Genomic DNA, 22,660 nt, shown 5'->3' on the forward strand with positions numbered 1-22,660 from the left:
GTTGGCGGAGCGACACGAAGTGCGCGAAGACTGGGGGTGTGCCCATGACGCCGGGGTGGTTCGGCAAGCTGCCGGGCATAGGGGATTTCGCGCACCGGCGCCTGCCTGAAGCCTTTCGCACGCAATGGGATGCGTGGCTGCAGAGCGGCCTCACGAAGCTGCGCGAGCGCCACGAGGACTGGGTCGAGCGCTACCTCGAAGGGCCGCTGTGGTTCTTCGTGCTCGGCGAGCAGGTGGCAGGCCCGCGCGCCTGGCTCGGCGTGCTGATGCCTTCGGTCGACGGCGTGGGCCGCTACTTTCCTTTCACGCTGGCCGTCGAACTCGAATTCCCCACTGCTGCGCCACCCGAGGGCGCGAACGCGCTGCTGCAACACTGGTGGGCACGGGCCGCGCAGGCCGCGCTGGAGGGGCTGGAGCAAGACCTCGACGCGGTGGGTTTCGATGCCTTGCTCGCCCGCATCTTCGGCAACGGGGCGGCTGCGCCCGACAGCGCCGCGCCGGTGCAGCTGCCGCTTGCCGGCCAGTCGCATTGGTACACCGAGCCTGCCACCCCGATCGGGCTGCGGATGACGACTTCGGGCCTGCCGCGGGATCATCAGTTCGACGCGCTCTTCGGCTTTGCCGTCGTATCGAACCAGGAGGGCGCGTGACCGACGCACCCGACAGCGCAGCTGCGCCGGAACCCGAACCGGAAGACCGCACCCAGGTCGTGACGCGCCGGCCTGCCGCAGTGGCCGGCGCTTCGTCCGAGGCCGGTGTGCTGCCGCCGGGCAGCAGGCTCGCGGAATTCGAAGTCACCAGCCTGGTCGGGCAGGGCGGCTTCGGCGCGGTGTACGAGGCCTGGGACCACACGCTCGAACGGGTGGTCGCGATCAAGGAATACCTGCCGGTGTCGCTCTCGACGCGGCAGCTCGACGGCACCGTGGTGCCGCTGTCGGAGCGCCAGCGCGAAACCTTCGACCTCGGCATGCGCAGCTTCATCAACGAGGCCCGGCTGCTGGCGCAGTTCGACCATCCCTCGCTGCTCAAGGTGTACCGCTTCTGGCAGGAGCGCGGCACCACCTACATGGTGATGCCGTTCTATCGCGGCGACACGCTGCGCCAGGCGCTCGCCGCCATTCCGGGCGGCGTCGACGAAGGCTGGCTGCTTCGCATCATGGATGGCGTGACGCAGGCACTGGCCGTGATGCATGGCGCGAACTGCTATCACCGCGACATCGCGCCCGACAACATCATCCTGCTTGAAGGCTCGGGCCGTCCGGTGGTGCTCGACTTCGGTGCCGCGCGGCGCGTGATCACCGACAAGACCCAGGCCATCACCGTCATCCTGAAGCCCGGCTACGCACCCATCGAGCAGTACGCCGAAATGCCGGACATGTCGCAAGGCGCCTGGACCGACGTGTACGCGCTCGCGGCGGTGATGCACGTCGCGGTCAGCGGGCGGGCGCCACCGCCCTCGGTGGCACGTCTGCTGTCCGACAGCTATGCGCCGCTCGCCCACAACGAGGTGCTGCGCCAGCGCTACAGCCTGCAACTGCTTTCCGCCATCGACGCCGGCCTTGGCGTGCGGCCCGAATCGCGCCCGCAGTCGATGGCCGAACTGCGCGCCATGCTCGGGCTCGACGGCGCGCAGACCGTCATCCCGGCCCGCACCGTGCATGCCGCGTCTCCGATCGCCGGCCAGGCCGCGGCACGCAGCGCGCCATCTGCGGCGCCGCCCCCGTCTTCACCCGCACCTGCGCCCGGCAAGGGCAAGGCCATCGCATTGGCCGGCGTGCTCGGGCTGGCCGTGCTGGGTGGCGGTGGCTGGTGGTGGTCGCAGCAGGGCGGCACGCCGTCCGACAAGCAATCCCTGGCCGTGGCGCCACCGCCCCCGACCGAAACGCCGGTGGTGCAGGCGCCACCTCCGCCGCCGCCTGTGCCGGTCGCCAGGACGCCGTCCGAGTCGCTGCAGTCACTGGCGACGAGTGCCGCCCCCGGCTTCGACGTGACGGGCACGCCGCGCAAGGCCGAGGTCAGCATTGGCAAGGACAAGCTCGCCTTCGAGGTGCGCAGCAAGCGCGACGGCTTTGCGTACGTCTACCTGCTGTCGAGCGGTGGCGAGTTGTTCCTGTTGTTTCCGAACCTGCTCGACAAGTACAACAAGGTCACGGCCAACAACCCGATCGCATTGCCGCGCGCCTCCTGGCCGATGGATGCGGGCGGGCCGGCCGGCACCAACCAGTTCGCGGTGCTGGTGAGCGAGCACGAGCGCGATTTCAGCGGCTCCGGCATCCAGAACGACGGCGTGTTCCCGCAGTTTCCCCTGCCGGTGCTGGCGGCGCTCGAAGTCGCCCGAGGCAACGGCCCGCCGCCGCTGCTCGGCAAACCGGTGTGTGCCGCGGGCGCGCCGTGCAACGACGTCTATGGCGTCGGGTTTTTCAAAATCACCGAGAAGTAATCGTCTTTGGAGCATCGGCCCCCTGCATCGATGCCGGGGCCCTATTTCCCAAAGGATCAGGAGCACCCCATGAACACACTGTCGCACCGCTTTCCGCCCGCCGCCCGCTGGGCCGCCGTGGCAGTGGCAGTGACCTGGCTGGCCGGATGCGCCGTGGCGCCCTCGGCGGCACCCCCTCCGGCGGCGAGTGCATCGGCGGCTCCAACGCCGGCGAGCACCGAGCCACAGCGGCCGCCTGCATCGGGCCCCGGCGCTGCCAGCGTGGCCGGCCAGGCGCGCACCTTCTCGACCCAGCTGGCCACCTACACGGCGGTCGGCTTCAGCACGGTGCCTGGCTGGAGCCGCGACGATTTCACCGAGGGCTGGCCTGCGTTTCTCGGAAGTTGCAAGGTGCTGACCACCCGTGGCGCCGAGTGGAAGTCGGTGTGCGACCGGGCCGCCAGGATCGATGCCAAGAACAGCACCGCCATCCGCAACTTCTTCGAAAGCGAGTTCTCGGCCTACCAGATCCGGGACGACGACCGCAAGCCCGATGGCGTCGTCACCGGCTACTTCGAGCCCGAGATCAACGGCAGCCGAACCTACCAGGCCCCGTACATCTACCCGGTGTATGGCCAGCCGGAGGACATGCTGTTCGTCGATGCACGCAAGCTGCCGGCCGGCGGCGGCACCGTGGCGGCGCGCGTGCAGGGCCGCGAGGTGGTGGTCCAGACCGGCCTGAGCACCCGCGACATGGGCGCGCCGGGCCTCTATGCGCTCAACCTGTCGAGCATCACGCGCGACACGCTGGACCGCAGGGTGCGCCTGCGCGCCGAAGGTCGGCAACTGCTGCCTTACTACACGCGGGAAGAGATCGAGACCAAGGGCGCACCCAATGCCCGTGTGCTCGCCTTCGTCGACAGCGCCACGGCGCTCTACGAAATGCAGATCCAGGGTTCGGGCCGCATTCGCCTGCCCAGCGGCGAGGTCATCCGCGTCGCCTATGCGGAACAGAACGGCCAGCCCTTCCGTCCCACGCTGGCGCAGAACAAGTCCGGCAAGCCGGCCAGCCAGGTGCGCACCCGGGGTGGCGCGATCGAGCTCGAAGTGGACGATGACGAGGTTGACGACAGCGTGGCGGGAATCCGCGTACGCGGCTTCACGCTGGCGCGACCGGTCGCCAGCGGCGCGGTGATGGTGCCGGGCCGACGCATCGCGGGGCCGGTCATCGGGTCGGGCATCACGGACCCGAGCTATGTGTTTTTCAAGGAGTCCGTGGCCGGCACGGGCGGGCCGGTCGGCGCCTTCGGCGTGCCGCTCTCGGCGGGGCGCTCGATCGCGGTCGATCCGCGCAGCACGCCGCTCGGCTACCCGGTGTTCGTGTCGACGCGTGCGCCCGGCACGGGTGCGCCGATGCAGCGCCTCACGATTGCGCAGGACACGGGCGGCGCCATCCGCGGCGCGGTGCGCGCCGACTATTTCTTCGGCAACGGCACGCAGGCAGCGACGCAGGCGCGGCGCATGAAGGAGCGTGGCCAGCTCTGGATCCTGTTGCCGCGCGGCCTTGCGGTGGCGGCGGCGGCGACCTCGTCGATCCGTACACGCGGTGGCGCGGTGGGCGCCGATCTGCCGCAGTGCCTGGTTCCCGTCGAAGGCCAGTGCGTCGATGACTAGGATGAAAACGAGCTTTCGCTGCCTGCCTGGTTTCGGCCGTTCGGGTCACGGGAGTCACTGTGGGCGCCGGGGGCGGGATCACGCCGACGGCGTACTCTGCTCCGCGAATGTCCCCCGGCCTGCGGCCTCCTCCTTTATTTCGCTGCGCAGAGCACACCATCGGCGTGATCCGTCAGAGCGGTGGTTGATCGGCCAGCACGACGGCCGCGTCCATCGTGCACAGGGCATCGGGTACTCCCCGCAGCGAAATAAAGGAGGAGCCGAAGGCGGGGGACATTCGCGGAGGGGAGTACCCGGTGCCCTGTGCACCCCCCCCGAAAGCCGACGCCCCCAAAACCCACGCCCCGCATCCAATGCAAGCCACGCGCAACACGGGGTTTGAGCCATGCAGGAAACCCTCTCCTCCGAACAAAGCGTCGAACTGGTGGGCCTCTGGCGCCGCCGGCAGACGCTCGCACCGGACGAGATGGGGCGCATGTACGGCATCGTCGGCAGTGCGCTCAAGGCCTGTAACCCGCCCGAACTCCAGGTGCTCGGCGAGGGGCGTCAGGAACTGGTGGCGCAGTTCATCTACGTCAAGGTCCTGCGGCTCGACGCCGACCCCGATGAGGCCGACGATGCGCCGGACCGGGAGCGCAGCAACCACAGCGCACCGTCCAGCAGCTTTGCGCTCTGTGCGTACTTCCGGCGCTACCTGATCGACTGCACCCGCGCCAGCAGCTTCCGCCGCAAGCTCTCGATCGGCGACCAGATCACCGAGGCACAGCTCGAAGACCGGCTCGGTGCCGACGACGACGCGCTCGATGCACTGGCCGAACACGGCCTGAGCGGTGCCTCGGTGCAACTCGCGGCGCGCGCCTTCATTGCCGCCTTGCCCGAGCCCGAACGCATCCTGCTGTGCGAAGGCTTCGGGCGCGAAGCGGCCGGCGGGCTGTCGGGCGTGGCATCGCGTCATTCGATCGCGTCATACCACTACCGCGCCGGGCGCCTCGGCCTCGTGCACAAGCGCGAAGGGCTGCCCGCGGACTACGCGCGCACCACGCTGGGCCAGTGGATCACCCAGACGCTGGGCATCGCGATCGAGGCCGACAACATGGGCGCGATCCTGCAGGTTTTCAAAATCCTCGGTGCTGAAGCGTCTTATGCCTGAAGACATAGCCATTCAGGACATCCACGCCATGCACACCGAACTCTGGCCTCCCCTCAGCCTCATCCGCGACGCGTTCGAGCCAAGCCAGCCTGCCGCGCCCGGGCAGCAGCCGATCGCGCCACCCCGCGGCAGCGGCAGCGACGCGGCCCCGCAGCGCGCAGCGCAAGACCTGCTGCTGCCGCTGACCGAACTGGCGCGGCGCCGCGAAGCCGTGGCCCAGCGGGCGTTCCCGGCGCGCTGGGCGCCGGGGCGCCTGGTGAGCCTGGTGCACGAGGGCCGCCTGCTCGGCGTGCTGCTCGACAAATGCATCGGCGGCGACCGCTGGCAGGGCTGGATGGCGGCCGGCGAAGCCGACTGGGCCGGCGCTTTCGACGTGCTGCTCGAACCGGGCGACGAGCCCTTCGAGCCGCTGTTCGGCATGGTGCAGGCATGGAACCCGCTGACGCTCACGCCGGCACCACAACTCTGCGCACGCGTGCTCGGCGAACTCTCGGCCACGCGGCTCGCTGCGATCCGCGCGGTGCACGACGAATGGATGGCGCAGCAAGCGCTCGCGATCGATCCGGCGCCGGGGCAGATCGCGCTGCGCACCGCAGGCGGCGTGTTCACCGTGCTGTCGGGCACGCCGCTTGGCGCCGACGACCCGCGCGCCGACTACCAGGCGCTGTACCGCGATGCCGCCGCGCGCCTCGGCGCGTCGCTGCAGGCGGCACCGGCCGCATCCGATCCGGTAAAGGCGACACAGGCCAACACCGGGAACGGGTGGGGCGCGCAGCTGCGCCGCTGGCTGGCCGCCGACCGGCTCGTGCGCCCAGCCTTCGCGGTGCTGGCGCTCGTGGTGGTGGTGCAGAACGTCGGTTTGCTGAACCGCGGCTCGGACGACGAGGAGGTGCGCTTCCGCTCGGTGCCGGTCGCGCCCGTGGTGGCCCCGGCCGAGCTGGTGGTGCTTTGGAAGCCCGGCGTTGGCCTCGAGGATGCGGGTCGGCTGCTTCGCCTGGCTTCGGCGGAGCCGGTGGGCGGTCCCGATGCGCAGGGTGCATGGCGGTTGCGCGCAGCCGATGCGCCAGCTGCCCGCGCCGTGCTCGAAGCCTCGCCGCTGGTCGCATCGGTGCGGCCGGCCGAAACATCCGGAGCGCGATGATGTTGCGCCTGCCACGCTGGTTCGGTGCCGTACTGCTGCTGCTCGCAGTGGCGCTGCCGGCGTGGTCGACGCAGCGCGCGCTGCTGGTCGGCGTGTCGGAGCTCGTCAACCAGCCGCAGGCACTCTGGCTGCAGGCGCCGCGCAACGATGTGACGCTGATGCGCGAGGTTCTGCTGAAGCAGGGCTTCGGCGCAGCCGAGATCACGGTGCTGGCCGATGGCGTGAGCGGTGCCGCGCTGCCCGATGCCCAACGCATACACGAGGCGCTCGGGCGGCTGCTCGAACAGTCGAAGAGCGGCGACTTCGTGCTGCTCTATTTTTCGGGCCACGGCACGCGGCTGCGCGATGCGGGCAAGCGCTACCAGGAGCCCGACGGCCTGGCCGAGAACTTTCTTGCGCGCGATGTGCGCGGCGCGGTCGGCACCGATGCGGCGCTGGCCGGTGGCGTGCGCGATGTCGACTTCGACGGCTGGGTGCAGGCCTTCCTGGCGCGCAACGTGTTCGTCTGGTCGGTGTTCGACACCTGTTCCGCGACCTCCATGACGCGCGGTGCGGCCGGGGTGCCGGCAACGGCGGAAGGGCCGCAGCAGGACGAAGTGCGCTGGCGCGGCGTGCGGGCCGCGCAGCTTCGCAGCGTGGCCGGCGAACCACCGGCTTCGACCCTTGCGGCGCCTGCGGCGCGCGCCACGGCACGCGCGCGCTACGTGGCGTTCTTCGCTTCCGAGAGCCACCAGGTCACACCCGAGCTGCGGTTACCGCGCCAGGGCCGCAACGCCCGGCCGCAAGGCCTGCTGACCTGGGCCGTGGCCGAAGCGCTGCAGCGCCGGCCGGCGACCTGGCGCGAGCTGTTCGATGGCGTGCTCGCCGTTTATCCGCCCGTGATCGACGAGCTCGCGCAGCGCTTTCCCACGCGCGAGCTGCCTTCGCCGGTGGCCGAGGGCAACCTCGACGCACCACTGTTCGAGAACAGCGCGGGCGCTTTGTCGACCCGGCCCGTGTGGCGGGCCCAGCGCGCAGGCGGCGTGCTGACACTCGCGATCGGCCAGCTCGACGGGCTGGTGCCCCAGCAGCCGGTGCGCGTGCTCGCCACGCTGGAAGACGGCACCGTGCGCGCCGCGCCAGCCCAGCTGTCACAGCTCGGCCTGGGCCATGCGCAGGTCGGCCTGCCCGACAGCCTGCGTGCGCTCTCGGCCAGCACCTTGTGGCGCATCGCGCCGCTCGACGAGCCGTCGTCGCTGGCGCTGCGCGTGTTGGCCGAAGCGCCGCTGCCGGCCGGCCTCAGCCTGGAGTACCCGGCCTCGATCATCGCGACCGACGCGCGCGCCCAGGCCGACGTGCGCTGGGTCGATCTCGGCGCTGCCGGCCAGCGGCTCGAAGTGCTGTCGCCCGACCTCGGCGGCGCCAACGCATCGGTCGTGATCACCGATGCTGCCGCGGCGCGGCGCCGGCTTGAAACGCTGGCCCGGCTCAAGTGGTTCGGGCGACTGCAGGCACTGGCCAGCGGCGCGCAATTCGACGGCTTCGAAGCGCGCTTCGAGGTCTGGCAGGGCGACCGGCTGGTGCGCGGCGAGGCGGCGCAGCGCGCCGACACCGGCGCCTTGCCGCTGCGCGCCGGCGAACGTGCCGTGCTCAGCGTGCGCAACGGCAGCGGGCAATCGCTGAACCTGGTCATCGTCGGCATCGACGCGGGCGGCACTGTGCGCCCGGTCTATCCGGGCGACCTCGGTGAAACCAACCGCTTCGAACAGGGCACGCGCGAGCAGCCCGCCGCCAAGCGCTTCGAACTGCCGTGGTTCGATGCGCCCGGCAGCCGCCTGCTGGTGCTGGCGGCGCCGGCCGCCGCCTACAGCGGGCCGCGCCTGTTCGGCGCGGGGCCGCAGCAGGACGCCATTTCCGATTTCCGGGTTCGCGGGCAGTTGCGGGCCGAGGAGCAGCGGCAGGTGTTTGCCGCCATGGTGCGCTGGAGCGGCGGCGACGCTGCCACGGCGCGGTAGGCCGGGCGCAATGCCGGCCCGGGTTTTGACTGTTTGGAGTTCACATGTCATTCAACAGCGACGGTTTCTGGGATCCCGACGAGCAACTGCGCATGCTGGACCTCGCGCAAAGCGGCTTCGCGGCCAATGACCTGGTCATGCTGGTCGACCGCAGCGGCACCACGGTGGTTGGCGAAAGCACGCGCCAGTTCGCGGACGGCAAGTCGCGCCTGAACATCTGTGGCTACTCGTGGGGCCTGGCCATGCGGGGCGCCGCCGGCAGCACCGGCGCGCGCACCTTCCAGCCCTTGTACGTGGTGCGCCGCATCGATTCGGCAACCGCTTCGCTCGCGAGCCTGGTGCATGCAAGGACGGGCGGGCTGACGGTCTGCATCAGCGCGTTTCGTGCGGGCGGCGACGAGACCGCGACCGACACCCAGCCGATGTTCGAGATCCAGCTGGCAGACGCGCAGATCACCGGCCAGTTCCTGACCACCGGCGGCCCGCTGTCGACGATGAGCGAGATCCTCGTGTGCAACTACCGCGAGATCACGGTGCGCTCTTCGCCACAGACATCCACCGGTGCGCGTGGCGCCGTGCGCGAGTGCACGATGACGCCGACACCGACCTGAAGCAAAAGAGGCCGTGCGATGACCAGTTCCGAACTCCTCAAGACCGGCGACGTTGCCGGCGCCCTCAAGGCCCTGAGCGACGAAGTGCGCGCGAAGCCTGCCGACAGCAGGCACCGCGTCTTTCTGGCGCAGTTGCTGTGCGTGCTGGGCCAGTGGCCGCGCGCGCTCAACCAGCTGACGGTGGCCGCCGAACTCGACGCGCTCGCGGTGCCGATGAAGCAGGTCTATGGCGACGCGGTTCGCTGCGAGGGGCTGCGCGCCGAGGTGTTCGCCGGCACGCGCACGCCGATGGTGTTCGGGCAGCCCGACGAATGGCTCGCGCTGCTGATCGAGTCGCTGTTGCGCCAGGGCCGCGGCGAGGCGGACATGGCCGAAGATCTGCGGCAGCGCGCCTTCGACGCTGCGCCGGCCACGGCCGGCACGATCGACGGCACGCCGTTCGAATGGCTGGCCGATGCCGACATGCGGCTCGGGCCGGTGCTCGAAGCCTTCGTCAACGGCAAGTACTACTGGATTCCCTATGCGCGGCTGGCCCACGTCAAGGTCGATCCGCCGGAAGACCTGCGCGACTGCGTGTGGCTGCCGGCGCACCTGCAGTTCGAGAACGGCGGCGAATCGCTGGCGCTGATCCCGACCCGCTACCAGGGCACCGAGCAGAGCACCGATGGCGATCTGCTGCTGGCACGCAAGACCGAGTGGCGCGAGCTGCGGCCCGAGGTCTGGGCCGGCCTCGGGCAGCGCGTGCTGGGCAGCGACGCCGGCGAGTACGCATTGATGGACGTGCGCGAGATCGTCTTCACAGCCGGCGAGCGCAGCGATGGCTGAGCTCACCGCGCAGGAGCGCCTGCAGCCCTCGCTGCTCGACCGGCTGGTTGACCATGCGCCCGGCGAGCTGCGCGAAAGCGACGACAAGCGAACGCTCACGAAGCAGGCGCTGCGTCAGGCCGTGCTGCGCGATCTGAGCTGGCTGTTCAATGCCACCGGCTACGGGCTGGAGATGGACGACAAGCGCCATCCGAATGCCGCACGCTCGGTACTCAACTACGGATTGCCTATGCTGTCCGGCCAGTTCACGTCCAGCGTGCAGCGTGTCAGCATGGAACAGGCTTTGAAGAACGCGATTCTGCAGTTCGAGCCGCGCATCCTGCCCCGCACACTCGAAGTTGAACTCGTCATGGAAGGCTCGGCTCTTGATTCCCACAACCGCATCGGCCTGCAGATTCGAGGCATGCTCTGGGCGCAGCCCGTGCCACTGGAGTTCCTGATGCGAAGCCGGATCGATCTGGAAGAGGGCCGCATCGAGATCGAGGACATGGCACATCCGAGCCCGCGATAAGCGCCGGCTCCGCGCATTGCCATGGATCCCCGCCTGCTGAACCTGTACGAACAGGAGCTGCGCTATTTCCGCGAGAGCACCTCGGAGTTTGCGCGCGCCTTTCCGAAGATCGCGCACCGGCTCGGCATCGAAGGCCAGGAGGTCGCCGACCCGTATGTCGAACGGCTGATCGAGGCCACCGCATTCCTGTCGGCTCGCGTCGGCCTCAAGCTCGATGCCGAGTTCCCGCGCTTCACCGGGCACCTGCTCGACATCGTCTACCCGAACTTCATGGCGCCGACGCCGGCCATGCTGGTGGTGCAGTGCGTGCCCGATACCGGCGATGCCAACCTCGCGCTCGGCCCCACGTTGCCGCGCGGCAGCGGCCTGCGCGCGCGCCAGGCGGTCGGGCAGAACACCCACTGCGAGTTCCGCACCGCGCGTGCGCTGCGGGTCTGGCCGATCGAGGTGCTGCGCGCGCAGTACTTCAGCTATGCGCCCGACCTGCCGTTGAACCAGCACCCGCAGTCGCGCGAGATCCGCGGCGGGCTGCGCATTGCGCTGCGCGCCACCGCGGGGCTCACCTTCGACCAGATTCCGATGGACGAGCTGCTGCTGCATTTCGGCGGCGCCGACGACGTGGCCTGGCAGCTCTGCGAATGCATGCTGGGCCAGCCGATCGGCGTCATGGTGCAGCCGCTGTCGCCCACCGGCGTGCTGGCGGGGTCGGTCAAGACCCTGCCGGCGAGCGCGATCCAGCCGGTCGGCTTCGAGGAAGACGAGGCGCTGCTGCCGGCCACGGCCACCGGCTTCTCGGGCCATCGCCTGGTGCAGGAATACTTTGCGTTTCCGCAGCGCTTCCAGTTCGCGCGCATCGAAGGCCTGCGCGCGGCGCTGGCCGGCATGGCGGTCGCCGAGGTCGAGATCGTCGTGCTGTTCTCGCGCGGCGATGCGGCGCTCGAAAAGCTGGTGAATGCCGACAGCGTTCAGCTCAACTGCGTGCCGGCCATCAACCTGTTCAGCAAGCGGATCGACCGGGTGCCGGTGAGCGAGGGCGTGAGCCAGTTCCACCTGGTGCCGGACCGCACCCGCCCGCAGGACTTCGAGATCCATACCGTGACCGAGGTGGTCGGCCATGGCGCACCCGCCGCCGGCGAGGCGGCGCAGGAGCAGCCGTTCCATCCCTTCTATGCGGCGTTCCACGGCAGCCGCCACAGTCACCCGGCCTACTTCACGACCACGCGCGAACCCCGCACGCTGTCGGTCAAGCAGCGCACCGAAGGCCATCGCAGCAGCCACATCGGCTCCGAGGTCTACATGCAGATCGTCGATCCGCAGCAAGCCCCCTATTCGGCCAGCCTGCGCCAGCTCGCCGTGACGGCGCTCTGCACCAACCGCGACCTGCCGCTGTTGATGCCGCTGGGCCGCGAGAACGACTTCGACTGCGTCGATTCCTTTCCGGTTCAGCGCGTGCGCATGGTGCGCGGGCCCTCGCGGCCGGTGTCGCCGGTGGTCAGCAACGGCCTGGGCTGGCGCGCGATCGACCACCTGGCGCTCAACTACCTCTCGCTGGCCGACAGCAATGCGCGCGAGGGCGCCGCCGCGCTGCGCGAGATGCTGATGCTCTATGCGGTGCATGCCGACGAAGTGCGGCAGAGCCAGGTGCGGGGCCTTCTTTCGGTCAGCGCCAAACCGGTGGTGCGGCGGCTGCCGCTGGCCGGCCCGATCGCTTTCGGCCGCGGCCTCGAGATCACGCTCGAAGTGGACCGCAATGCCTTCCACGGCCACAGCGCCTTCCTGTTCGGCGCCGTGATGGCGCGCTACCTGGCGCGCCATGTGGAGGTCAACCACTTCGTCGAGACCGTGCTGAAGGTGGCCGGCAAGGGCGAGTCGATGCGCTGGAGGCCGCTGTGCGGGACACGCCCGATTCTGTAGCCGCGCGCGTCGGCGCCAGCCTCGACGCATGGGCGCCGCGGGCCTGGGCCTATGACTACTTCGCCGTGATGCGCCGCCTCGAATCGATCGCCGCGTCGACGCCGCGCTGGGGCCGCGCGCTGCTGCCCAGCGCCGAGCCGGTGCGGGTGGGGCAGGAGCCATCGCTCTCGTTCGCGCCCGCGAGCTTCAGCCGCTTCGAGGCCGCCACCGCGGTTTCGCCGCCGCGGCTGCGCCAGCACTTCTTCAGCTACATCGGGCCCAACGGCCCGTTGCCGGTGCACCTGAGCGACTTCATCCGCGAGCGCAGCCTGAACCACGGCGACCCGACCTGGCTCGCGTTCCTCGACACCTTCCTGCACCGCTTTTCGCTGCACTTCTACCGGGCCTGGGCCGTCTCGCGCCCGGCCGTCGCGCTGGACCGGCCGGGCGAAGACGCGTTCCGCCTGCAGATCGGCGCGCTGGTCGGAGTCGGCACTGCGGCGCGCAACGGGCGCGACGAGATCCACGACGATGCGCGCCTTCATTTCTCGGGCCACCTGGCGCGCCGCGTGCACAACGCCGAAAGCGTCGAGTCGGTGCTGTGCGGCTATTTCGGCGTGCCGGTGCGGCTGGAGCCCTGGGTCGGCCACTGGATGAAGGTGCCCGTCGATGAGCTCACGCGGCTCGGGCGCGGCACCCGCTCGCGCGCGCTGGGCCTGGGGGCGATGCTGGGCCGGCAGGTGTGGGATCGGCAGCACCGCGTGCGGCTGCATCTCGGGCCGCTGTCGCTCGAACGCTATCACCTGTTCCTGCCGAACGGGTCGGCGCGGCCGGTGCTGCAGCGCTGGATGCAGCAACTGCTCGGCGACGAACTCGAATGGGACGCCGAGCTGATCCTCGAAACGCAGCAGGTGCCGCCGACGCGGCTCGGTCAGCACAAGGGCAACGCGCCGCGGCTGGGCTGGGTGTCATGGCTCGGCGAGCGCTCGCGCCGCCGCGATGCGGCCGACGTGCGCGTCAGCAGCCAGCCGCATGGGGCGCACACGGCGCATACGGCACACACGGCGAAAGCGGTTCATTGATTTCAATCCAGAGCGCCTTGAATCGTTCTAAGACCATACGGAGATCCTCATGAGTGAAATCAGTCGCACCGCCCTGTTCGGCAAGCTCAATTCGCTGGCCTACAAGGCGATCGAGGGCGCCACGGTGTTCTGCAAGATGCGCGGCAATCCGTACGTGGAACTCGAACACTGGTTCGCCCAGCTGCTGCAGGCGCAGGACTCCGACCTGCACCGCGTGATCCAGCATTACGGCCTCGACATCTCGGCCATCGCCAAGGACATGACGGCCGCGCTCGACAAACTGCCGCGCGGCGCCACCGCCATCAGCGACTTCTCGCCGCACATCGAGAACGCGATCGAGCGGGCCTGGACCTATGCCACGCTGCAGTTCGGCGAGGCCCAGGTGCGCACCGGCTACCTGCTGGTCGGCATGCTCAAGACGCAGAGCCTGCGCAACCCGCTGTTCGGCCTGTCGAAGCAGTTCGAGAAGGTCAAGGTCGAAGACCTGGCCGACAACTTCGCGAAGATCTGCGATGCCTCGCCCGAAGCGAAGATGCGCGCGCAGGACGGCACCGGCATGGGCTCGGGCGCGCCCGGCGAAGACAGCGGCGCGATGGCGCCGGCCGCCATGGGCAAGGGCGATGCGCTCAAGAAATTTGCTGTCGACCTCACGGAGAAGGCGAAGAAGGGGGAAATGGATCCGGTGACCGGGCGGGACGAGGAAATCCGCCAGATCGTCGACATCCTGATGCGGCGCCGCCAGAACAACCCGCTGTTGACGGGTGAGGCAGGCGTCGGCAAGACCGCGGTGGTGGAAGGCTTCGCGCAGCGCCTGGCGCGCGGCGATGTGCCGCCACAGCTGAAAGACGTGAAGCTGCTCACGCTCGACATTGGCTTGCTGCAGGCCGGCGCCAGCATGAAGGGCGAGTTCGAGCAGCGGCTGCGCCAGGTGATCGACGAGGTGCAGAGCTCGCCGACGCCGATCATTCTTTTCATCGACGAGATCCACACGCTGGTGGGTGCGGGTGGCGCGGCCGGCACCGGCGATGCGGCCAACCTGCTGAAGCCCGCGCTGGCACGCGGCAACCTGCGCACCATCGGCGCCACGACCTGGGCCGAGTACAAGAAGTACATCGAGAAAGACCCGGCGCTGACGCGGCGCTTCCAGGTCGTGCAGGTGCCCGAGCCCGACGAAGTGAAAGCCATCCTGATGCTGCGCGGCGTGGCCAGCGTGCTCGAGAAGCACCACCGCGTGCAATTGCTCGACGAGGCGATCGAAGCGGCCGTCAAGCTGTCGCACCGCTACATCCCTGCGCGCCAGCTGCCCGACAAGGCGGTGAGCCTGCTGGATACGGCCTGCGCACGCGTCGCCGTGTCGCAGCATGCGACGCCGCCCGAGGTGGAAGACTGCATGCGCCGCATCGAAGGCCTCAAGGTCGAGCAGGAGATCATCGGCCGCGAGGAGGCGATCGGTATCGACGTCACCAAGCGCGCCGCGCAGGTGGCAGGGCTGTTGACCGAATCCGGTGCCGCACTGGAAAAGCTCAACGCGCGCTGGCAGGAAGAAAAGGGGCTGGTGGACCGGCTGCTCGAATTGCGCAGCAAATTGCGCGCGGGCAACAAGCCGGTGGACTCTTCACTCCCTCCCCCTCCGGGGGAGGGCGGGGGTGGGAGTGAAGACCGTGCGACGCTGCTGGCGGAACTGCACGAACTGCAAGCCAAGATCCACGCAGTGCAGGGCGAGTCGCCGCTGATCCTGCCCTCGGTCGACGAGCAGGCGGTTGCCTCCGTCGTCGCCGACTGGACCGGCATTCCGGTCGGCCGCATGGTGAAGAACGAGGTCGAAGCCGTGCTCAAGCTGGCCGACACGCTCAATCAGCGCGTGATCGGCCAGAAGCACGGCCTCGAGATGATCGCGCGCCGCATCCAGACCTCGCGTGCGCGGCTCGACAACCCGGGCAAGCCGATCGGCGTGTTCATGCTCTGCGGCACCTCCGGCGTCGGCAAGACCGAGACCGCGCTGGCGCTGGCCGAGGCGCTGTACGGCGGCGAGCAGAACATCATCACCATCAACATGAGCGAGTTCCAGGAGGCGCACACCGTCTCCACGCTCAAGGGCGCGCCGCCCGGCTACGTGGGCTACGGCGAGGGCGGCATCCTGACCGAAGCGGTGCGGCGCCGGCCCTACTCAGTGGTGCTGCTCGACGAGGTCGAGAAGGCGCACCCGGACGTGCACGAGATCTTCTTCCAGGTGTTCGACAAGGGCTGGATGGAAGACGGCGAGGGCCGCATGATCGACTTCAAGAACACGATCATCCTGCTCACCACCAACGCCGGCAGCGAGCTCGTCATGAGCATGTGCCGCGACCCCGAGTTGCTGCCCGATCCGGCCGCCTTGAGCGAAGCGCTGAAGGCGCCGCTCATGAAGGTGTTTCCGCCTGCGCTGTTGGGCCGCATCGTCACCATTCCTTACTACCCGCTGTCGCCCGAGATGATGGCGATGATCGTGCGCCTGCAGCTCGGCCGCATCCAGAAGCGCGTGGCGCAGAACCATGGCGTGCCGTTCGAATACACCGAGGCGGTCGTCAAGCAGGTGGTGGCGCGCTGCAACGACGTGGAGTCGGGCGGCCGCGCGATCGACGCGATCCTCACCAACACGGTGCTGCCGACGATCTCGGTGGAATACCTGCAGCGGCTCGCCGCCGGCGGCGAGATCAAGCGCGTCGCGCTCGACGTGAAGGACGCCGACTTCACCTACGCCTTCGACTAACTGATCTGCGAGAACTGATACATGGCCGACCTCCAATTCCGCATCAAGAGCGACTCGCCCGTCGTCGACGACCTGATGTTCTGGACGGTGGTGGGCCACGAGGGGCTGTCGCGGCCGGCTGTGTACGAGCTGACGGTGCTTTCGAAAAACGGCGGCATCGACGGCAAGGACATCCTGGGCCGGGCCTTCGACGTGGTGGTCGAGTTCCCCGATGCCGACGGCGCCAAGCACGAGCGCCATTGCCAGGGCCACGCGGTGCGCTTCATGCGCTCGGGCCAGGTCGGCCGCTTCCATGAGTACCGCATCACGCTGCGTTCCTGGCTCTGGCTGCTGACCAAGCGCGTCAATTCGCGCATCCTGCAGGAAAAGAAGGTGCTGGAGGTGCTGGACGCGGTGTTCGAGGACAGCCCGATCAAGCGCTTCAAGAAGCTCAAGTCCGACGGCGTGATCGGCACGCACAACCCGCGCCGCTATTGCGTCCAGCACATGGAGAGCGACTACCAGTTCATTTCGCGGCTGCTCGAGGAAGAGGGCATCTACTACTGGTTCGATGCGCACGATGCGCCCGGCACGATGTACCTGGCCGATGCGGCCGACGTGGCGCACGACAAGCTGCCCGTGACCGACACCCTGCGCTACATGGAGTACGGCGCCAGCGACGCACGCTTCAACGAGATCAGTCGCTGGGTCAGCGCACGCCAGTTCGACACCGGCAAGTACGACACGCGCGACAGCGACTTCAAGGCCATCGGCAAGAAGCTCGGCTCCAAGCGCGACACGTCCGACGACCACGAGCTGGCCGACTTCGAGGCCTTCGAGTTCCCGGGTGGCTACTTCAGCACCGACGACGCCGACAACACGGCCAAGGTGCGCGGCGAGGAACTGATCGCGCGGCGCGACCGGCACTGGGCCATCACGCGCTGGCCCGACGTGGCGGCCGGCAAGACTTTCAAGTTCGAGCGGGCGCCGGACGGCACCAGCAACGGCGATTACCTGATCGCGAGCTGCTACTTCGTGATCACGCACCCCGGCTACGAAGGCCTGGCCGAGAACGCCGGCAACGTGCAGCGGCTCGGGCGCGTATTGCGCGAGTTGATGACCGACGACGCGATCAACGAAGACACGTCCGCGATCGTGCGCGACCTGGCCACCGCCACGCCGGATCTGGCGCTGCCGCGTCGCGGCCAGAGCATCTTCCTGGTCACGGCATTGCCGGCCGACATGCCGTACCGCCCGCCGCGCACGACGCCGCGCGTCACCATGCCGGGGCCGCAGTCGGCGATCGTGGTGGGCCCCAAGGGCGACGAGCTGCATGTGGACAAGCATGGCCGCGTGAAGGTGCAGTTCCACTGGGACCGCTACGGCGAAAGCAACGAGAAGTCGACCTGCTGGGTGCGCGTGTCGCAGCCGATGGCGGGCAACACCTGGGGCGGCTACTTCATGCCGCGCATCGGGCAGGAGGTGATCGTCGACTTCCTGAACGGCGACCCGGACCGTCCCATCATCGTGGGCCGGGTCTACAACGACAAACAGCCGGTGCCCTACGACTCGCCCACGCAGAGCGGCTTCAAGACGCGCTCCACGCCCGGCGGCAACAGCAACAACTTCAACGAGATCATGTTCGAGGACAAGATCGGCGAGGAGCTCATCAACGTCCATGCCGAGCGCAACATGTCGCGCTCGGTCGAGGTCGACGACTCGACCAGCGTCGGCCACGACCAGAGCATCACGGTCGAGAACGACCGCACCGTGCACACCATCGGCTTCGAGAAGCGCGAGGTCGACAAGGACCAGCGCAACATCGTCCATAAGAACCAGCACACCAACGTCACGCTGAACCAGTACAACCACATCGGCCAGTACCAGGAGAACGTGGTCGGCATCAAGGGCCAGCTCAACCAGATCTCGGGCAAGGTCGACATGAACATCGGCCAGACGCTGACCACCAAGGTCACCGGCGCGATGACGCAGGTGTCGGCGTCGCTGGCCATCACCTCGGGCGCGATCGGCATCACGGCGGCGTCGGTGGCGGTGGGTGCGAAGGGCGACATCTCGATCACCGCGCAGGGCGGCCGCAAGGACATCTCGACCGGCGCGCACATGATCGCGTCGAATGCCGGCATCAAGGTGGTGGCGGCGGGCGACATCGACCTGATGTCCTATGCCAGCATCAATGCCACCTCGATGGGCTCCAACACCACTGTGATGGGGGCCAACTCCAGCGGGTACATCGGCTCGTCGAGCGAGGCCAACATGGGCATGGCGCGCAGCACCTTCATGGGGCTGCAGATGGACAACTTCCTCGGCGTGAGCATTGCCAACGCGCTCGCGATCCAGATGGAGAACTGCGCCGCGCTGCAGATGCACAACGTGGCCGCGCTCGACCTCACCAACACGCCGGCCGACATCGAGTGCACCGCCGTCAAGATCATCCAGCCCGGTGCGGGCGCCGGCGGTGCGGGCGGCGCGGCGGTGGTCGGTGCGCTGGCCGGGCTGGCCGCGGGCGTGCTCGGCCTGGCCGATTCGGCCGCCACCATGAAGCAGTACGCCGACGCAGCCAAGGCCCTGCGTGAAACCGCGGCCGAGCTCGGTGCGCTGCCCGAGCTGCAGAGCAAGCTCAACAGCCTGGCCGACAGCGCCGACCGGCGCCAGCGCCAGCTCGGCACCGCCGTGGGCGCGGGCGTGGGCGCCGTCGTCGGCGGCGTGATCGCCGGCCCGGCGGGCGCCGCGGCCGGCGCGGCCGTGGGATCGCAACTGGGCGGCAACTACCTGCCAGGGGCCGCCAGCGGCGCCGCCGGAGCCATCGACGAGGGCACCAAGGGCGCTGGCGCGGCGGCCGACAAGGCCTGGGATTCGGTCATGCCTTCGCCGCCCGCGACACCCGGCAAGGCCGGCGGGCCGACGGGCGGCAAGAACGGCGGCGGCAACCCGGCCGGCGGCTGATGCAGATCTACAAGCCGATGTCGCTCGGCTTCTCGAGCCGCGCGATCGAATACCGCAAACGCTACGGCCTGTGCGTGACGAACTACCTGCACGTGCCGTTCGACCAGGGCGCGGAGGGCCGGCTGTGGGGCGAGCAGTCGCTCTGGAATTTCGCAGCGCGCGAGATGGCGGTGCCGCTGCTCGACGAGGGCGTGGCCAAGCTGACACCCGAGTTCCTGGTTCACGGGCATGCCTATCCCGATCCGGCGCAGCCCGCCGGCTGCGCGGTGCGCGTGCGCCTGGGCGGCGTCGAGAAGACGCTGCTGGCGTTCGGCGACCGCTGGTGGGATGGCGACCGGCCGCGTGCAGCGGCCGCGGCACCCGAGCGCATCGCACTCGACTGGGACCATGCGTATGGCGGCGCCGACTATGCGCTGAACCCGCGCGGCAAGGGCCGCACGACGGCCGGCGGCGTACGCGCGCTGCCCAACCTCGAACTGCCGGGCTCGCGCGTGCTCACGCCGCAGTCGGAAGTGGTGCCGGCCGGCTTCGGCGCACTCGACACCATGCATCCGCAGCGGCTCGCCCTGCGCGGCACCTATGACGCCGACTACCTGCAGGCGCATGCGCCGGGCTTTGCGCCGGACCTCGACTGGAAGCACTTCAACATGGCGCCGAGCGACCAGTGGTTCGACGCGCCGTTGCGCGGCGACGAGCCTTATGCACTCGACAACCTGCACCCGGCGCAGCGCCACATCGAAGGCCGGCTGCCCGGATTGCGCGCACGCACCTTCGTCAACTACGCGCTGGACGCGGGCGGGCGCAAGCTGCGCGAGGTGCCGATGCGCCTGACCACGGTCTGGTTCTTTCCGCATGCCGAGCGCATGGTGCTGGTCTTCCACGGCATGGCCGAATGTGCCGAGGACGACGGGGCCGACATCGTCGAGCTGCTCGGCGCGGTCGAGCGCCTCGGCGCACCGAAGCCCGACGCGCACTATCTCGACGTGCTGGCGCGCCGCAGCGACCCGAAGCACGGCGGGCTCGAGGCGCTCAACGACGTCGACCTGCTGCCGGACGGGCTCGATGCGCGCGACCCCGAAGCGGCGGATGCCGGCCAGGCCTTCGCGATGGACGGCCTGCAGGGCGAGGCGCAGCGCCGCCGGGCCGAGATGGACGTGGTGCTGGCGCGTGAGGCGCTGGTCGCGCAGGGCAAGGATCCGGCAACGTTCGACCTGCGCCTGCCGCCGCCGGAACCCCAGCGCAGCATGGCCGAACTGCCCGCCTACCTGAAGGCGCGGCGGGAAGAGGCCGAAGCGCAGCAGTGGGCGGCGATCGGCGAGATGGCCGGCCAGCTCCAGCGCGTGCTCGACCTGGAAGAGGCCGGCGCGATCGACATGGCGAAGCTGGTGCACCGCGGCCCCCCGGGCTACAACGCCGAGGCGCACCTGGCAGAACTCGACGCGCAGCGTGCCACCGGCCTTGCGTTCGACCGGCGCGCGGTCGCGCAGAAGCTGGCCATGCGCGAAGGCGCGGAGCGCCTCGGCTACCTGCAGGCGGCGCACCTGCAACCGCCGGCTTACCCGCTCGAGGGTGAAGTGGCGCGGCGCGGCCGTGCGCTCATGCAGTGGATGCTGGCGCGCGGGCTGCGCAGCTTTCCGGGCATCGACCTGACCGGGGCCGACCTGTCGTCGCTCGACCTGCGCCACGTCGACTTCACCGACGCCTGGCTGGAGAGCGCGAACCTGCAGGGTGCGAACGTCTCCGGCGCGAACTTCACGCGGGCCGTGCTCGCCCACGGCGCCCTGCAAGGCATGCTGGCCGTCGGCAGTAACTTCACGCATGCCAACCTCGGCCGGGCCCGGCTCGCGGGTGCGGTGTTCGACCAGGCGGCCCTGAACGGCACGGTGCTCATGCATTGCGACCTGGCGCAGACCCAGTTGCGACGCGCCGACATCGCGGGCGCCAACCTGCTCGAGACCCGCTGGGGCCCGGCCGACTGGAACGGCGTCGAAGGCCCGGGCCTGCTTTTCTACAAGCTTGACCTGAAGGGGCTGCAGGCGAGCGAGGCCAACTTCGCCGGCGCCAACTTCGTCGGCTGCGATCTCGGTGGCATCGACTTGCGCGGGGCACGGCTGGCGTCGGCTTGCTTCGTCGACTGCCAGTTGCCAAAGGCGCAGCTCGCCGGCGCGCAGCTCGATGGCGCGGTCTTCACCAAGGACTGCCTGCTGCCCGGCATCGACCTGTCGCATGCAAGCCTGCGCACGGCCAACTTCGGCGAGGTCGACCTGCGTGGCGCCACGCTGGTCAAGGCGCAGCTGGCAGGCGCCAACTTCAGCGCCGCACGGCTGGCCGGCTGCGATGCGCGACTGGCCAACGCCGAGGGTGCGCTGCTACGCAAGGCAGTCTTCACGCAGGCCCGGCTCGCAGGCACGAATTTCAAGGACGCAATGTTGCAGCACGCCGACCTGCGCAGTGCCGACCTGCGCAATGCCAACCTGTTCGGCGCCGACCTGTCGCGCGCCAAACTCGATGGCGACGTGCGCTTCGACGGTGCGCTGCTGGAGCGCGTGCGCACCTGGCCGCGGCTCACGCCGGAACAGCAGGCACGGCACGCTGCCGCGCACCCGCTATGAAGGCCGAAACCCTTTCGCTGGCCGTCAGCATGGGCGAAGCCATCGACGGGCTCGACCTGCGCCGCGGTCAGTTCGCGAAGACCTTCCTCGGCGGGGGCGTGTTCACGCAGGCCCGCCTCGAGGAAGCCGACCTGCGCGAGGCCGACGCACGCGAGAGCGTGTTCGACCGGTGCACGCTGCAAGGCACGCTGTTCAACGGCGCCAACCTGCGCCGTGCCACCTTCAACCAGTGCGAGCTGGCGCATGCCGACTTCCGGCATGCCCACCTGCACGGCGCGACCTTCAGCGAATGCAAGCTCACGCATGCCCAGTTCGCGCAGGCCTGGCTCGGCATGGCGACCTTTTCGCGCTGCCAGCTCGACCATGCGAGCCTGGCCGGCGCGCAGATGGAGTCGGCGGTGTTCTCGGAGTCGTCCCTGATCGACGTGAACGCCGACGACAGCGAGTGGAAGCACACCTGCATGCTGCAGTGCGACCTGGCACGGCTGACCTGGGACGGTGCGCGCATGACGCGGGCGATGTTCACCAAAACGGCGCTGCAGCAAAAGTCCTTTGCCGGGCTGGTGCTCGACGGCTGCCAGTTCTCCTTTGCCGATCTCACCGAAGCCGACTTCTCCGGGGTGTCGATGCGGCAGTGCAACTTCCAGGGCGCCACGCTGGACCGCGCGAACTTCCGCCAGGCCGTGGGGCCGAACGCGCTGTTCTGCGGCGCCGCCGGCGAGCAGGTCGATTTTTCGCAGGCCCGGCTGCGGCAGGCCCTTTTCACCGGCGGGAAGTTTCCGGCCGCGCGCTTCGATGGTGCCGACCTGTACCAATGCCATTTCGCCGAGGCCCAGCTCGCAGGTGCCAGCCTGGCGGGCGCGGAGCTGACCTATGCCGACTTCCGCCACGGCGACCTCCGTTGCGCCGACCTGCGGCAGGCCACCTTGTTCCGCACCGTGCTGCACGGCACCCGCACCGACGAGGCGCAGATGACCGACCGCGCCCGCGCGCTCGAAACCGACCCCGACCTGGCCCGCGCCGAACGCTGGACCGCCACCGCCTGATCTTTCCGGA

15 protein-coding genes are annotated in these 22,660 nt (G+C 69.4%); all 15 read left to right on the plus strand.

The features are described 5' to 3' along the window. The first annotated feature begins 44 nt into the window (after positions 1-44). The gene (tagF, locus tag QTI05_RS11735; protein ID WP_286539861.1) at positions 45-650 is read left to right on the plus strand and encodes a type VI secretion system-associated protein TagF; all 606 of its coding nucleotides are present in this window, start codon (positions 45-47) and stop codon (positions 648-650) included. Continuing rightward, on the plus strand, positions 647-2,440 hold the full coding sequence (locus tag QTI05_RS11740; protein WP_286624571.1) for a serine/threonine-protein kinase: 1,794 nt from the start codon (positions 647-649) through the stop codon (positions 2,438-2,440). Before tagF ends, QTI05_RS11740 begins: the two co-directional genes overlap by 4 nt. A 69-nt stretch (positions 2,441-2,509) precedes the next feature. Next, complete coding sequence (mltA, locus tag QTI05_RS11745) at positions 2,510-4,093, plus strand: murein transglycosylase A (protein WP_286624572.1); 1,584 nt, start codon at positions 2,510-2,512, stop codon at positions 4,091-4,093. Between the two features lie 385 nt (positions 4,094-4,478). Next, on the plus strand, positions 4,479-5,243 hold the full coding sequence (locus QTI05_RS11750; RefSeq protein ID WP_286624573.1) for a hypothetical protein: 765 nt from the start codon (positions 4,479-4,481) through the stop codon (positions 5,241-5,243). 28 nt (positions 5,244-5,271) lie between these two features. Beyond that, on the plus strand, positions 5,272-6,384 hold the full coding sequence (locus QTI05_RS11755) for a hypothetical protein (RefSeq protein WP_286624575.1): 1,113 nt from the start codon (positions 5,272-5,274) through the stop codon (positions 6,382-6,384). Further along, positions 6,384-8,378: a caspase family protein gene (locus QTI05_RS11760; RefSeq protein WP_286624576.1), complete on the plus strand. Its 1,995-nt coding sequence runs from the start codon at positions 6,384-6,386 to the stop codon at positions 8,376-8,378. The genes QTI05_RS11755 and QTI05_RS11760 overlap by 1 nt, the downstream gene beginning before the upstream one ends. A 44-nt stretch (positions 8,379-8,422) precedes the next feature. Continuing rightward, on the plus strand, positions 8,423-8,989 hold the full coding sequence (locus QTI05_RS11765; RefSeq protein WP_286624578.1) for a type VI secretion system tube protein Hcp: 567 nt from the start codon (positions 8,423-8,425) through the stop codon (positions 8,987-8,989). Between the two features lie 18 nt (positions 8,990-9,007). After that, entirely contained in the window at positions 9,008-9,814 is an 807-nt protein-coding gene (locus QTI05_RS11770) for a type VI secretion system accessory protein TagJ (protein ID WP_286624580.1), read from the plus strand. After that, a complete protein-coding gene (gene tssE / locus QTI05_RS11775; protein ID WP_286539850.1) occupies positions 9,807-10,325 on the plus strand; it encodes a type VI secretion system baseplate subunit TssE in 519 nt (172 codons plus the stop codon). The genes QTI05_RS11770 and tssE overlap by 8 nt, the downstream gene beginning before the upstream one ends. 21 nt (positions 10,326-10,346) lie before the next feature. After that, positions 10,347-12,239: a type VI secretion system baseplate subunit TssF gene (tssF, locus tag QTI05_RS11780; RefSeq protein ID WP_286624582.1), complete on the plus strand. Its 1,893-nt coding sequence runs from the start codon at positions 10,347-10,349 to the stop codon at positions 12,237-12,239. Then, positions 12,215-13,300 (plus strand): type VI secretion system baseplate subunit TssG, encoded by a 1,086-nt coding sequence (gene tssG, locus QTI05_RS11785; protein ID WP_286624583.1) that lies wholly within the window; start codon positions 12,215-12,217, stop codon positions 13,298-13,300. Before tssF ends, tssG begins: the two co-directional genes overlap by 25 nt. A 49-nt stretch (positions 13,301-13,349) precedes the next feature. Further along, entirely contained in the window at positions 13,350-16,049 is a 2,700-nt protein-coding gene (gene tssH, locus QTI05_RS11790; RefSeq protein ID WP_286539846.1) for a type VI secretion system ATPase TssH, read from the plus strand. Positions 16,050-16,070: 21 nt separating this feature from the next. Then, a complete protein-coding gene (locus tag QTI05_RS11795; protein WP_286624584.1) occupies positions 16,071-18,992 on the plus strand; it encodes a type VI secretion system Vgr family protein in 2,922 nt (973 codons plus the stop codon). Continuing rightward, positions 18,992-21,604 carry a DUF2169 family type VI secretion system accessory protein gene (locus QTI05_RS11800; protein ID WP_286624585.1) on the plus strand — a complete coding sequence of 871 codons (2,613 nt, stop codon included), beginning with the start codon at positions 18,992-18,994 and terminating at the stop codon, positions 21,602-21,604. The genes QTI05_RS11795 and QTI05_RS11800 overlap by 1 nt, the downstream gene beginning before the upstream one ends. Continuing rightward, positions 21,601-22,650, plus strand: a complete 1,050-nt coding sequence (locus QTI05_RS11805) for a pentapeptide repeat-containing protein (protein WP_286624586.1) — start codon at positions 21,601-21,603, stop codon at positions 22,648-22,650. Before QTI05_RS11800 ends, QTI05_RS11805 begins: the two co-directional genes overlap by 4 nt. Positions 22,651-22,660 lie beyond the last annotated feature (10 nt).

The organism is Variovorax fucosicus (assembly GCF_030316825.1).
GTDB lineage: Bacteria > Pseudomonadota > Gammaproteobacteria > Burkholderiales > Burkholderiaceae_C > Variovorax > Variovorax fucosicus.

Bases quoted from the DNA above. Each gene is read 5' to 3' on its own strand.
- QTI05_RS11770 (WP_286624580.1), top strand. From the start codon at position 9,008: ATGACCAGTTCCGAACTCCTCAAGACCGGCGACGTTGCCGGCGCCCTC.
- QTI05_RS11755 (WP_286624575.1), top strand. From the start codon at position 5,272: ATGCACACCGAACTCTGGCCTCCCCTCAGCCTCATCCGCGACGCGTTC.
- QTI05_RS11805 (WP_286624586.1), top strand. From the start codon at position 21,601: ATGAAGGCCGAAACCCTTTCGCTGGCCGTCAGCATGGGCGAAGCCATC.
- mltA (WP_286624572.1), top strand. From the start codon at position 2,510: ATGAACACACTGTCGCACCGCTTTCCGCCCGCCGCCCGCTGGGCCGCC.
- QTI05_RS11760 (WP_286624576.1), top strand. From the start codon at position 6,384: ATGTTGCGCCTGCCACGCTGGTTCGGTGCCGTACTGCTGCTGCTCGCA.
- QTI05_RS11795 (WP_286624584.1), top strand. From the start codon at position 16,071: ATGGCCGACCTCCAATTCCGCATCAAGAGCGACTCGCCCGTCGTCGAC.
- QTI05_RS11800 (WP_286624585.1), top strand. From the start codon at position 18,992: ATGCAGATCTACAAGCCGATGTCGCTCGGCTTCTCGAGCCGCGCGATC.
- tssF (WP_286624582.1), top strand. From the start codon at position 10,347: ATGGATCCCCGCCTGCTGAACCTGTACGAACAGGAGCTGCGCTATTTC.
- tssE (WP_286539850.1), top strand. From the start codon at position 9,807: ATGGCTGAGCTCACCGCGCAGGAGCGCCTGCAGCCCTCGCTGCTCGAC.
- tagF (WP_286539861.1), top strand. From the start codon at position 45: ATGACGCCGGGGTGGTTCGGCAAGCTGCCGGGCATAGGGGATTTCGCG.
- QTI05_RS11765 (WP_286624578.1), top strand. From the start codon at position 8,423: ATGTCATTCAACAGCGACGGTTTCTGGGATCCCGACGAGCAACTGCGC.
- tssH (WP_286539846.1), top strand. From the start codon at position 13,350: ATGAGTGAAATCAGTCGCACCGCCCTGTTCGGCAAGCTCAATTCGCTG.
- QTI05_RS11750 (WP_286624573.1), top strand. From the start codon at position 4,479: ATGCAGGAAACCCTCTCCTCCGAACAAAGCGTCGAACTGGTGGGCCTC.